This is a genomic window from Caulobacter sp. Root343 (genome assembly GCF_001425745.1).
Classification (GTDB): domain Bacteria; phylum Pseudomonadota; class Alphaproteobacteria; order Caulobacterales; family Caulobacteraceae; genus Caulobacter.
Map to the genome: position 1 here is coordinate 576,881 of NZ_LMDF01000005.1, position 13,512 is coordinate 590,392.

Genomic DNA, 13,512 nt, shown 5'->3' on the forward strand with positions numbered 1-13,512 from the left:
GACGTTGCATGATAGGGGCGGAGTCGTCCAACCCCGGGGGGTCGACCGCATGCGGCTGTTGTTCGTGGAGGACGACGAAGCGTTGGGACGCGGCGTCGTGGCCTTCCTCAGGTCCGAGACCTTCACGGTCGACTGGGTCACCGACGGCGAAACCGCGCTGGAACAGCTGGCCGAACCCTATTCCGTCATCGTGCTGGACCTGGGCCTGCCCGACATCGGAGGCCTGGAGGTGCTGGTGCGTCTGCGTCGGGCCGGCAACCGCACGCCGCTGCTGATCCTGACCGCCCGCGACGCCCTGAAGGACCGCGTCAGCGGCCTGGATCTCGGGGCCGACGACTACATGCTCAAGCCTTTCGAGCCCGAAGAGCTGGCGGCGCGGATTCGCGCCCTGGCCCGCCGGCGAGGCGGCGATCCCTCGCCCACGCTTTCGGTGGGCAGCCTGACGATCGACCGCAACGGCGCCCGGGCCTATGTCGACGGCCGCGACCTGGAGCTGCGCCGGCGCGAGCACACGGTGCTGCTGGTGCTGGCCGCCAGCGCTGGCAAGGTGGTATCGCGCCAGCGGCTGATCGGCGAAGTCTTCGGCCATGACGACGAGGCCGGGCCCAACGCCCTGGACGTCTATGTCGGCCGGGTTCGCCGCAAGCTGGAGCCGAACGGCCCCAGGATCACGACCTTGCGCGGCCAGGGCTATCTGCTCGAGCCGTGATGGTCCGGATCCAGTCCCTCACCGCCCGCCTGCTGGTCGCCCTCGTGGCGCCCCTGGTCGTGTCGGCCGTGCTGATCGGGATTGGCGACGCCTGGATCACCCAGCGGGTCGTGGACTACACCTCCGACCGCCTGCTGGCCGGCTCGGTCCGCGCGATCGCCGAGTCCGTCACGCTCAAGAACGATCACGTCGAGGTCGACCTGCCGCCCTGGGCCTTCGGCCTGCTGGACAGCCCGCAACGCGACAGCGTGTTCTACAATGTTCGCCAGTCGGGGCGGGTGCTGACCGGCTACGACGACCTTCCCGACTTCGACGCCGACGCGATCGGCGCCAATGGCGAGCCGGTGTTCCGGACCCTGGTTTATCAGGCCCGCCGCGTACGCCAGTCCGCCGTCGCTATCCGCATCCCCGGCGCGCCCGGGCCGGTCGTGATCTCGGTGGCCCAGACGCTGGAGTCCCGCGCCGCCGTCCGCAAGACCCTGATGGCCACCGTCGGGGCGATCGAGGCGGGGCTGGTCGGGCTGGTCGCCCTGCTGATCTGGCCGGCGGCGACCTGGAGCCTCAGCCCGCTGGACGGCCTGCGTCGCCGCCTGGCCGAGCGTTCGGACGCCCGCGATCCCGACTTCGCGCCGGTGGCGGTCGGCGACGTGCCGCGGGAGCTGCGACCGGTCGTCGTGGCCTTCAACAGCCTGCTGGGCCAGTTGGAACGGTCCGTCGACGGCGTCCGTCGCTTCACCGCCGACGCCTCCCACCAGATCCGGACCCCTCTGGCGATCGTCAAGACCCACCTGGCCGTGCTTGCGCGCGGCAAGCGCTCGGCGGCGGATCAGGCGTCGCTGGCCGATGCTCTGGAAGCGGTCGATCGATTGCAGCGCCTGATCGAGCAGCTTCTGGCCCTTGCCCGCGCCGAGGCGATGGAGAGCGACGGACATCAGGCGGCGGATCTGGCCGCCTGCGCGCGCAGTCTCGTCGACCGATGGACGCCCCGCGCGGCCGCCGAAGGCGCGCGCCTGAGCCTTCAGGTCGAGATCGCGCCCGCCATGGCGCCCCTGGCCGCGCCGCTGGTCGACCAGATGCTGGAAAACCTCGTCGACAACGCCTTGAGATACGGCGGGCGCGGCATTGTCATAGGTGTACGGCAGGCCGATGGGCGATCGGTCCTCTGGGTGTCCGATGACGGTCCGGGCCTGCCCGCCAATCTCAAGCCGCGGCCGTTCGAGCGATTCACGCGCGGCCCGCAAAGCTCCGGGCACGGCAGCGGCCTGGGCCTCTCCATCGTCAAGGCGTTGGCGATGCGCGCCGGGGGCGATGCGTTTCTGGACGACGTGGCTGGAAGCGGCCTGACCGTCAGCGTCATCTTCCCGCCCGACACCGCCTAGCCCGACCGCCGAAAGGGATTTGGGCGGTTTGAACGCTACCCGCCCGGATGCAGCCCCGGCGCTTCCTGGCCCGTGCGGGCGACATATTCCGTATAGCCACCGCCGTACTGGTGGACGCCCTCGGGCGTCAGTTCCAGCACGCGGTTCGACAGCGCCCCCAGGAAATGGCGGTCGTGCGAGACGAAGAGCATGGTGCCCTCGAAGTCCGCCAGGGCCGTGACCAGCATCTCCTTGGTCGCCATGTCGAGGTGGTTGGTCGGCTCGTCGAGCACCAGCAGGTTCGGCGGATCGAACAGCATCTTGGCCATGACCAGGCGCGCCTTCTCGCCGCCGGACAAGACGCGGCAGGGCTTTTCGACATCGTCGCCGGAGAAGCCGAAGCAGCCCGCCAGGGTGCGCAGCGCGCCCTGGCCCGCCTGCGGGAACGAGCGCTCCAGAGACTCGAAGATCGTCTCTTCGCCGTCCAGCAGGTCCATCGAGTGCTGGGCGAAATAGCCCATCTTGACGCTGGCGCCGATGCTGACCAGGCCCTGGTCGGGCTTGGTGTCGCCGGCCACCAGTTTCAGCAGCGTCGACTTGCCGGCGCCGTTGGCGCCGAGAACGCACCAGCGTTCCTTGCGGCGCACCAGGAAATCGAGGCCTTCATAGATCCGCTGGGCGCCATAGCCCTTGTGGACATTGCGCAGGTTGATCACGTCTTCGCCCGACCGCGGCGGACTCTGGAAGTCGAACTGGACCGACTGGCGACGGCGCGGCGCCTCGACGCGTTCGATCTTGTCGAGCTTCTTGACCCGGCTCTGGACCTGGGCGGCGTGCGAAGCGCGCGCCTTGAACTTCTCGATGAACTTGATTTCCTTGGCCAGCATGGCCTGCTGGCGCTCGTACTGCGCCTGCCGCTGCTGTTCGCCCAGCGCGCGCTGTTGGTCGTAGAAGTCGAGATCGCCCGAATAGGTAATCAGCGAGCCGCCGTCGATCTCCACCACCTTGCCGATGATGCGGTTCATGAACGCGCGGTCGTGCGAGGTCATCAACAGGGCGCCGTCGTAATTCTTGAGGAAGGCCTCGAGCCAGATCAGGCTTTCCAGGTCGAGGTGGTTGCTGGGTTCGTCCAGCAGCATGCCGTCGGGCCGCATCAGCAGGATGCGGGCCAGCGCCACGCGCATCTTCCAGCCGCCGGACAGCATTCCGACATCGCCGTCCATGCGCTCCTGGCTGAAGCTCAGGCCGGCCAGCACCTCGCGCGCCCGCGCTTCCAGCGCATAGCCGTCCAGTTCCTGGAAACGCTCCAGCACCTCGCCGTAGCGCTCCATGATGGCGTCCAGCTTTTCCGCCTGATCAGGATCGACCATGGCCGCCTCGAGCGTAGCCATTTCGGCGGCCAACGCGCTGACCGGACCGACGCCGTCCATCACCGCCGCGACCGCGCTCTGGCCCGACATCTCGCCGACATCCTGGCTGAAATAGCCGATCCTCATGCCGGGATCGATCACGACCAGGCCGTCGTCCGGTTGCTCCTGACCGGTGATCATGCGGAACAGCGTCGTCTTGCCGGCGCCATTCGGGCCGACGAGCCCGACCTTTTCACCCTTCTGGATGCCCATCGAGGCTTCGATGAACAGGATCTGGTGGCCGTTCTGCTTGGAGATATTGTCGAGGCGGATCATGGGGCGGTCTGCTAACGCGGGCGGACGGAGAACGCCAGCCTTAGAGTCCCGTCAATTCCAGACCACGAACAGAAACGCCGCGATTGGCCGATGGGCTTGTCGCGGCGTTTCCGTCTTCAGCGCTTCATCCGTCCCGCAAGGGAGAAGGAAGAAAGGCCCCTACTTCTTCCGCGTCACCACCACCGGCTCGCCGGCGTAGTCCACGGTGGCGTCGGCCGCCGCGTCGAAGTCGGTCGGCTTGGCGCCCGCCCCGATGAAGCGAATCTTGAACACGCGCTTGTCGACCATGCCGTCGAACTTGCCCGAACGAGCGCCGATCGTGACCCGGCCGGCGGCGTTGTCGAAAGCGATCGGGATGCGGCTGTAGGCGCCGCGCTTGTAGGCCATCGACAGGCCGTCATCCTCGTACAGCTCGAACTTGCCGTCCTTGCCCGTGTAGATCACCAGGGTGATCGGCAGGTCGGGCTTTTCGCCGACATATTGCTGGACGTCCGTAGTCGGCACGATCGCGCCGGCCTTCACGAACAGCGGCATCCGCGACAGCGGCGCGTCGGCCTTGATGGTTTGGCCGCCGGCGTGGGCCTTGCCGGTCTCGAAGTCGTACCAGGTGGCGCCGGCGGGCAGATAGACCTCGCGCGAGCGGGCCTTGAAGCTGGTCACCGGGGCGACCAGGAAGGCCGAGCCGTACAGGTACTCGTCGTTGACGTCCCGCGCCTTCAGGTCGTTCGGGAAGTCCATCACCAGGCCGCGCATGATGCTGCCGTCGTGGTGATAGGTCTCGCCCGCCAGGGTCAAGGTGTAGGGCATCAGCCGGTAGCGAAGCTCGTCGTACCAGGCCAGGCTGTCATAGACCTCGGTTCCCTTGTCCGCGAGGTTCCAGATCTCGCGGAAGGGCTCCTCGCCATGGCTGCGGAACAGCGGGCTGAAGGCGCCGAACTGGAACCAGCGCAGGTTCAGCTCCTGCCACTCGGGCCAGTGGGCCGCCTCACGGTTCAGGTAGCGGTCCTCGACCGAGAAGCCGCCGATGTCGGTGGTCCAGTTGGGCACGCCGGCCATCGACAGGTTCACCCCGGCCGAGATCTGGTCCTTCAGGTCATCCCAGCGGGCCACGACGTCGCCGCTCCACAGGGCCACGCCGTTACGCTGGATGCCGCCGAAGCCCGAGCGCGACAGGATGAAGCTGCGCTTGTTCGGGTTCAGTTCATGCTCGCCCTCGAACACGCCCGAGGTATGGATCAGCGGATACGAGTTGAAGAATTCCGCGCCCGGGCCCATCGCGGTCGGGCCCATGCGCAGAGTGCGTTCGGGGATGTCGAGATTGGAGTGCATGTCCGGCTCGTCGCTGTCCATCCACCAGGCGTCGACGCCATAGACCTTCAGGCTCTCCTTGACCTGGCGCCAGTAGATGTCGCGCGCCTCCTTCGAATAGGGGTCGTAGAACGAGTTCAGATAACCGGGGCCGACCCAGTCCAGCGCGCCCTGCTCGATGTTGCGCTTGTACATGTGGCCCTTGGCGTCGAGCTCCTTGAAGTGCTCGGTCGTCGGATAGAACTTGGCCCAGATCGAGATCATGAAGTGGCCGTTCATCCCGTGGATGTCGTCCAGCATCTTCTTCGGATCGGGGAAGCGGGTCTCGTCGAACTTGTGGCTGCCCCAGCTGTCGTCTTTCCAGTAGCGCCAGTCCATCACCACGTTGTCGATCGGCAGCTTGCGGTCGCGATACTCCTTCAGCACCCCGACGATCTGGTCCTGGGTCTCGTAGCGCTGGCGGCTCTGCCAGAAACCGTAGGCCCAGCGCGGCATCGCCTCGGCCTTGCCGGTCAGTTCGCGATAGCCGCTGACCACCTGGTCCAGGTTGTCGCCAGAGACGAAATAGTAGTCGATGGCGTGGGCCACGTCCGAGGTCAGGGTCAGCGACTTCTGCTGCGCGGCCGGGATCGGATCGTTGTGCAGCAGGGCGACGTAGCCGTCGTTGGGCTCCCACTCGACGCGGACCTTGTGACGGGTCCCGGCCTTCATCGGGGCGGTGAAGTTGTGGAACCACGGGTTCCAGTTCTGCCGCCAGCGGTCGATCTTCAACTGGCCGTCGACATAGAGCTTGGCGTAGCTGGAGGAGTAAAGCTTGAACTTCTGGACGCCGCTGGTCTTGGGCTCGACGAAGCCTTCCCAGACCACGGTCGCGCCCTTGACCGGCTTCTTGTCGGCGCCGGTCAGCTCGGCCGGCCAGCTCGGCAGGTCCTTCAGATAGCGGTAGTTGATGTCCGCCTCGGTGCGCGTCAGCTTCAGCTCGCCCTTGACGTAGTACTTGGCCGTGAAGCCGCCGGCCTTGCCCTTCTCGTCGAAGATCTTCAGGTCGCGCGAGGCCAGGTCGTAGGGCGTCGGGTCGCCGAAGCGGGTGATGCCGTTGTTGTCCCACAGCAGGCCGTAGTTGCGGGTCGACAGCACGAACGGGACGGCGATGTCGCGATTGTACTGGGCCAGCTCGACGTCCTGACCGTTGTAGTTCATCTGGCCGTTCTGGTGCTGGCCCAGGCCGTAGAAGGCTTCATCCGTGGACGGATTGAATCGCTGACTGACGGCGTAGAAGCCCTTTCCGTCGATGGTCAGCGGCTTGAAGGCCTGGCGGCCCTGCTCGGCCAGGACCGTCTTGCCGGCCGCGTCCTTGAACGACACCGCGCCGGTGGCCAGGGCGACTTCGGCCGTGGCCTTGCCGGCCTTCAGCACCACCTTGCCGGCCGCCTGCTCGACGGTGAAGCCGGAGGTCTTCGGCGGGGCGACGACCTGCAGGCTGGGCGGGACGTCGATCGCGTCGGTGGGCGAGGCCGTGACGTGGATCGTCCGGTCGTTCATCACCTGCAGGCGGATCTTCTTGGCCGGGCCCGAGGCTGGGGTGACGACCACGCCGTCGGCGGTCTTCTCGAAAGCGCCGTCGAGGGCGAGCGCCGAGGTGGAAGCCAGCAGAGCAAGGCTGAAAGCGGAGAGGGCGAGAATACGCATTGGCGAGCTTCCGTCAGTAGGTGGCGAGCTTGACCCGCAGGATCTGCGAGCCGCCGGTGAAGTTGAGGCCGTAGTCTGTCTGGTCGCCGTTCCACAGGCGGTCGAAAACCCACTGGCCGTTCTCGAAGTGACCTTCCTCGACGCGGGCCACCATCATCGGCTTGGCGTCTTGAGCGGCGCGGCCGAATTCGATGCGGACGTTGCGGCCGGTGACCAGGAATTCGTCGGGCGACAGCTGGGCGACGACGCCGCCGCCGTCGGGACCTTGCGGGCCGGGCGGGCGGTCCTTCAGCCAGGCCCAGTCCGACGCCCCGAACTGCCACTTGCCGTAACGCAGGGTCACGGTCCAGGCGCCCAGGGTCGCGGACTGGGGCGCGCGGTCGTCGGGCTCGGCACCGCCGAACACCTTGCCCTCGAACGACAGCTTGGCCCACTCGCGAGCCATGCCGCCCAGCAGGCGGTAGTTGGCGGCAAAGGCCTCGACCGTGGCGTCGTCCAGCTTGGCCGCGCCGAGCGGGAAGTTGGCGTAGCCGGTATAGTCCATGCCGAACGGCGAGAAGCCGATGGCCTGCTTGCCCAGCGCCTCGAACACGTAGCGGGCATAGACCTGATCATTGCCGGTCTCGGCCACCAGCAGGGCGTTGTCGGGCCGCTTGTAGTGCTTGAGCGCCGCCTCGTACTTGACCGACTCCTTCATGTAGATGTCGGGCGCGATCAGGTCGACCGAGGGGGCGGCGGCCTTCCAGACGTCCAGCACGTTGTCGGTCGGGCCGCCGGCCGAATAGCTCTTGGGCTCTCCCGGCTTGATCGGGTCGCGCAGGGCGGCGTTGACGTACATCGGCAGCGGATAGACCGCCTTGCCGGCCGCCGCCACCTGGTCGACGAAGCGGCCGATGTGCCAGGCGTGGAAGTATTCGTCGGCGTCCTTGCCGAAGGCTTGGCTCCAGGTCCCGGGCTTGGCGCCCACGGCCTTGACCAGCGTCGCGGGCGCGGGACCGTCGAACAGTTTCTGGGCGGCGGGGCCGAAGTCGCGGACCGTGCCGTAGGTGCCGGTCTCATTCTCGACCTGGACCATGATCACCGTCCGATCGGCCGAGTCCTTGGCCTTCAGGTGGGTCATCATGGCCACGAAGGCCTTGCGGTCGGCGTCCAAGGTCGATTGAGCCAACGGCGACATCGAGTACGAGCGCTCGCCGGTCTCCTTCTTCAGCCGCGGGAAGCGCTTGTCGTCCAGCTTGACCCATTCGGGGGCATAGGACGGCGAAGAGTTCTTCCAGGTGCCGAACCACAGCAGGACCAGGCGGACGTTGTGCTCGCGGGCCTGGGTCAGCAGCAGGTCGAGATACGAGAAGTCGAACTTGCCCTCGACCGGCTCGATCTGCTCCCAGGCGATCGGGACCATCACGGTGTTGGCGGCCATCTTCTCGACGGCCGGCCAGACCTTGGGCATCTGCGAGGGCCAGGCGCTGGAATTGTTGACCTGGGCGCCCAGCAGCAGCCAGGGCGCGCCATCGACCATCAGGGCGTGGCGGCCATCCTTGGCGACCAGGCGCGGCGTCTCGCGGTCGGCCGCGACGGCGCCCGTCGCGCTGATGGCGAGAATCGAGGCCGCTCCGAGGGCCGCCCCAAAAGCCGTAGTGAAGCGTGAAATCACCGTTCCGCCTCCTCCCGTTTGTCGAGCGCTATTGTGGTAGCGCTACCAGTTTTATTTGTCGGACCATTGTCCCGCTGAGCGGCGATGACAAGCCCAGATCCACGGTTCTCATCGGTCAAAAAAATCCGCGCATCGCCGCAGGTGACGATGCGCGGGAAAAGACGCCGCGCGGCCTCGGGGAGAGGTTGCCGCGCGAAGCACGGAAAGGGCGATGAGGCCCGCTCCATGCCGCCGATCCGGTAATGGCCCCGGCCCGGCTGAGCTTGTCTGAGTATAATCATATTATTCAGACCAGCAAGCGGATTTGATAGCGTTGTCATTTGCGCTGAGGCGGTCCTAGGAGGCTAGCGGATCGGCCTTGCAGGTGGCCGCGATGAAGGCGTCGTGGCTGGGCAAACCCGAGGCGATGCCGGCGATTTTCTGACCCACGCCGCGCAGCCGGCTGGCCACCACCGCGTAGTCCGGGACGTCGGCCAGATGGTCGTAGTCGCGCGGCGCGATCCCCTGCCCCAGAAACACCGCCAGCCAGCTGGGCTCGGCGAACAGTTGGTCGTCGAAGCGCGCGATCTTGGCCCGGTTGCGGAACAGCTCGATCTTGTGGGCCAGGCTGTCGGGGATGGCCATCGTCCGGCAGTGGTTCCACAGCGGCGAGTCTGTCCGCTCGGTGGCGTGGTAGTGCAGGATGATGAAGTCCCGGATCTGCTCGTATTCGATCTGGGTGAGGCGGTTATATTCCAGCTCGGCCGCCGGGTCGTAGCCGCCAAAGGGCAACAGCGACAGCAGGCGCATCGCGCCGGTCTGCACCAGGTGGATGCTGGTCGATTCCAGCGGCTCCATGAACCCGCCGGCCAGGCCCAGGGCGACGACGTTCTTGCTCCAGCTCTTCTTGCGGCGGCCGGCGGTGAAGCGCAGCGGGCGCGGGTCGGCCTGCGGCTTGCCGTCAAGATTGGCCAGCAGGGTGGCGGCGGCCTCGTCGTCGCTGATGAAGCTGCTGCAATAGACGTGGCCGTTGCCGATCCGGTGCTGCAGCGGGATGCGCCATTGCCAGCCGCCCGCCCGCGCCGTCGCCCGAGTGTAGGGCGTCATCGGCGAGACGCTCTCGCATGGCACGGCCAGGGCCCGGTCGCAGGGCAGCCAGTGCGACCAATCCTCGAACCCGGCCTCCAGGGCCTGTTCGATCAGCAGGCCGCGGAACCCCGAACAGTCGACGAAGAAGTCGCCCTCGACCCGGCGGCCGTCGGCCAGGGTCAGGCCCGAGACGAAGCCGTCCTCGGGGCGCAGCTCGACCTTGGCGATCTTGCCCTCGGTGCGCTTGACGCCCCGCGCCTCGGCATAGGCCCGCAGGTACTTGGCGTAGAGCCCAGCGTCGAAATGGTAGGCGTAGCCCAGGCCCGGCACGCCCGGCGGCAGCTCCTTGGGCGGCACCGCGAACTTGCCCATCCGCGCGGTGACGGTGGCCATGGCGTAGTCGTCCAGCGAGCCGCCCTCGCCCTGGGCCCTCAGCCGCAGCCAGTAATGGTGGAAGCCGACGCCCTCGAACGGTTCGCCATAGGGGCCGAACGGATGGAAGTACTGGTCGCCCAGCTTGCCCCAGTCGCGGAACTGGATGCCCAGCTTGAACGTGGCCTGGGTCTTCTTGATGAAGTCGAACTCGTCGATGCCCAGCAAGCCGTTGAGAAACTGGATCGGCGGGATGGTGGCCTCGCCGACCCCGACCGTGCCGATCTCGTCGGACTCGATCAGCTCGACCTCGCCGACCTTGCCCTTGAGGGCCTGGATCAGGGTCGCCGCCGCGATCCAGCCGGCCGTGCCGCCGCCGACCACCACGAACTTGCGATAGGGTTGGTCGGCCATGGATGTCTCGTCACGACTTTTGAGGCGCTGTCATCCCGGCCGGAGCGAAGCGGAGAGCCGGGACCTCGGGAAGCTCTGCGCTTCCGGCGGTCCCGGCTCGGCGCGCTGCGCGCTTGGCCGGGATGACAGGTGTAGGGGTGTCTGAAGCCGTCGCCTAGAACGTCCCGCGCAGCACCACCGAGTAGCGGCGGTCGGCCACCACCCAGTTGTGCTTGGTCAGGCCCTCTTCCGGACGGCCCGGATAGCTGACCAGGATCTTGGTCCGGGTATTGGTCAGGTTCACGGCCTGGAAGCCGATCTTCAGCTTGTCGTTGACGGTGTAGAACACCGAACCGTCCAGCTGACCGTAATCGCCGTACCAGGCGGGGATGTTGATGTTCGCCGCCGTCGTGGTCAGCAGGTAGCGCTCACGCCAGTTGTAGGCCAGGCGAGCCGACACCTTGCCCTGGTCGTAGAGGGCGGCGACGTTGTAGCTCTTCTTCGACAGGCCCTCGAGCGGCAGCTCGTCGCCGTTGTTGCGGATATTGCCGACCTGCGTGCTGTCGTACGGGTTGGACGCCGCGTTGCGCGTGCCCTCGCTGTCGACATAGGTGAAGTTGGCCTGGGCGCCGAAGCCCTTCAGCAGGCCCGGCAGGAAGTCGTAGTACTGCTGATAGGCGAGCTCGAAGCCTTTGATCTTGCCGTGGCCGGCGTTGTACGGCTGCACCACCTGGACCGTGCGCGTGACCCCGTTGTTGACGAAGGTCTGGTTCTGCGCGCCGTTGGTGATGAAGTTGTAGATGTCCTTGTAGAACACCGTCGCCGTCAGGCTGCCGGTCGGGGCGAAGTACCACTCATAGGCCAGGTCGTACTGGGTCGAGCGGGTCGGCTTCAGGTCCGGGTTACCCGCATTGGCCGTGTACTGATAGACGCAGTTGGCCTGGAGACCGCCGGGGATCGAGTTGGCGCAGACCCCGCCCGTCAGATAGCCGTTGGTGGCGCTGATCGCGTAGTTCGGCTGCAGCTGCGAGAAGTCCGGACGCACCACCGCCTTGGCCGCCGCGAAGCGGATGAACATGTCCGGCGTGACCTTCAGCCTGGCGTTGAAGCTGGGCAGGATGTTCACGTAGTCGCGACCGCCGACATAGGCGCTGCGGGCGCCGTTGGCGAAGGCCAGGTCGGCCGCCGGGACGGTGTTCTGGGTATTGGCGTTGAAGACCTGGATGCCTTGGCTGTCGGTCTCGGTCTTGACGATCCGCACGCCGATGTTGCCGTCGAGGTCGCGATCCTCGCCGCCCAGCGACAGCTCGTGGCCGAACCGCAGCAGGGCGTAACCCGCGAGGGTCTTTTCCTTCTGGTGGTTGGTGCTGCCCCGGCCGCCCGTCTGGCCCTGGCTTTCGAAGTCGCCCGCGAACGGACGCCAGCCGCCGCCGTTGGCCGCCGCGATCGGGCCGATGATGCTGGCGAAGGAAGCGTAGTCGTGCACGAACTCGGCGTTCGGCATGACGAAGGTCGCCGGCAGGTGGGCCGCGCCGCGGAAGTAGTTGTCGAACGGATAGAGACCGTAGTGACCCTGATAGGTCGGCAGCTTGTCGATCGACGGCGCCGACCAGCTGGGGGCGACCGTATCCCAACGATAGGTCGTCTCGCGGGTCGTGGCCTGGCGATAGGTGCTGCGCAGACCGAACTTCAGCGACTTCAGCCAGCCGCCGTCATCGAACTCGTAGGCGCCGTCGACGCGCGTGGCCAGCTCGCTGCCCTCGTTGCGGTCGTGGTGATCCATCACGGCCTGCAGGTAGTAGCTGGCCGGGTTGGACGTATACGCCTTGTCGTTGTTCATCGTGATGACCGGCAGGCTGCCCGTGAGGTCCAGGCTGGCCGGCGAGGCGTCGCCGCTGAGGGCGTTGAACGCGGTCGTGTCGACGGTCTTGGTCTTGGCGTAGATGTACTGGACGTCGCCGCTGAACGACCACTTGTCGTTCGGATTGTACTTCAGGTTCAGCGAGTAGTCCGACGTCACCGAGCTGCGCTCGGCGTAGCGGGTGTCGATGGTCGACGAGCCCAGGCTCGTGCCGCCCGGCGAACCGGCCAGCGTGCCCTTCACGAAGTGGCCGTCCGAGTCGTAGGTGAAGGTCGTGCCGGCGGCGGGGCCATTGCCCGAGCCGGGATTGAAGCCGACGGCGTGTTCCGACGAGGCCTGCAGGGCCGACGAGCGCAGGAACTGCAGCGTCGCTTCCCACTGGTCGTTGGGACGCCATTGCACGGCCGCGTCGATACCCTTGCGCTCGCGGTCGAAGTCCAGGCTGCGGTAGCCGAAGCCGCCGGGGACATAGACCGTCTTGCCCGGAACCAGGTTGGTGCGCGCGTTGAAGGGGTCAACCGAGATCGTGTCGGTGCGGCTCTTCAGCTTGGAGTCGGACAGGTCGACCAGGAAGCCGATCTCGCCGATGCCGGTCTGGAAGCGGTCGCTGTAGAGGATCGAGCCGCCGGGCTTCCACTTTTTCGACATGTCGCCGTAGCTGGCGTCGATCGAATAGGCGATCTGGCGCTTGGCGCTGTCGAACGGCAGGCGCGTGCGCAGGTTGACGGTGCCGCCGATGCCGCCTTCGACGATGTCGGCCGAGGGGTTCTTGTAGACGTCGACGCCGGCCATCAGCTCGGGCGGGATGTCCTCGAAGCTCAGCGTGCGGCCGCTCTTGGCCGAGAAGCTGTCGCGGCCGTTCAGTTCGCCGCGCACCCACGACAGGCCGCGCACCTGGACGCCCGAGCCTTCGACGGACAGGCGGTCGGCGTCGCGACCGTCTGAGGTCCGACCAATGGTGACGCCGGCGACCCGCTGCAGGGCCTCGGTCACCGAACGGTCCGGCAGGGCGCCGATGTCGGTCGAGGTGATCGAATCGACCAGCTGTTCGGCGTTCTGCTTGATCTTCTGGGCCGACTGGATCGAAGCGCGCTGGCCGGTGACCACCACCTCTTCGACGACGTCGGCGTCCTTAGGCGCGGTCTGCGCCTGAGCCTGCGCCATGGCTGGCGCGGCGGCGCAGAGCACGAGCGCCGAAGCGCCGGCGAGCATGAATTTGCGATGAGACGAATTGAGGCGCTGCATGGCCGGTTCCCTTCCCCCTGTTTGAGAGCCGTCCCGGTCCGTTCTAGGGCGTCCGGTGACGTGCGGCGTTTGGCGCCGCGTGCTCCATGTCGGTAGCTATAATCGTATAATTGCGACCTTCAAGGCGAAATTGATAGCGCTATCATTTCACCGGCGAAACGCGATTTTTC

At 66.7% G+C, this 13,512-nt stretch carries 6 protein-coding genes and 1 pseudogene; 2 read left to right on the forward strand and 5 right to left on the reverse strand.

Annotated features, from left to right (window positions below):
* Nucleotides 1-49: 49 nt before the first annotated feature.
* Both ASC70_RS06690 and ASC70_RS06695 read left to right on the forward strand, forming a co-directional pair.
* Nucleotides 50-709, forward strand: coding sequence for a response regulator transcription factor (locus ASC70_RS06690; RefSeq protein ID WP_047408020.1), 660 nt, complete (start codon nt 50-52; stop codon nt 707-709).
* Nucleotides 709-2,088: a sensor histidine kinase gene (locus ASC70_RS06695; RefSeq protein WP_056047844.1), complete on the forward strand. Its 1,380-nt coding sequence runs from the start codon at nt 709-711 to the stop codon at nt 2,086-2,088. Before ASC70_RS06690 ends, ASC70_RS06695 begins: the two co-directional genes overlap by 1 nt.
* Nucleotides 2,089-2,123: 35 nt before the next feature.
* Here ASC70_RS06695 and ASC70_RS06700 read toward each other — a convergent pair whose 3' ends face one another.
* From ASC70_RS06700 to ASC70_RS06720, 5 genes and pseudogenes are all read right to left on the reverse strand, one after another.
* A complete protein-coding gene (locus ASC70_RS06700) occupies nt 2,124-3,752 on the reverse strand; it encodes an ABC-F family ATP-binding cassette domain-containing protein (protein WP_056047847.1) in 1,629 nt (542 codons plus the stop codon).
* A gap of 159 nt (nt 3,753-3,911) precedes the next feature.
* Nucleotides 3,912-6,862, reverse strand: a pseudogene (locus ASC70_RS06705) (TIM-barrel domain-containing protein).
* A complete protein-coding gene (locus ASC70_RS06710; RefSeq protein ID WP_056047854.1) occupies nt 6,763-8,403 on the reverse strand; it encodes a DUF5597 domain-containing protein in 1,641 nt (546 codons plus the stop codon). Before ASC70_RS06710 ends, ASC70_RS06705 begins: the two are co-directional and overlap by 100 nt.
* Nucleotides 8,404-8,739: 336 nt before the next feature.
* Nucleotides 8,740-10,257, reverse strand: a complete 1,518-nt coding sequence (locus tag ASC70_RS06715; RefSeq protein WP_056047857.1) for a tryptophan halogenase family protein — start codon at nt 10,255-10,257, stop codon at nt 8,740-8,742.
* 154 nt (nt 10,258-10,411) lie between these two features.
* Nucleotides 10,412-13,342 carry a TonB-dependent receptor gene (locus ASC70_RS06720; RefSeq protein ID WP_056047859.1) on the reverse strand — a complete coding sequence of 977 codons (2,931 nt, stop codon included), beginning with the start codon at nt 13,340-13,342 and terminating at the stop codon, nt 10,412-10,414.
* Between the last annotated feature and the right edge of the window lie 170 nt (nt 13,343-13,512).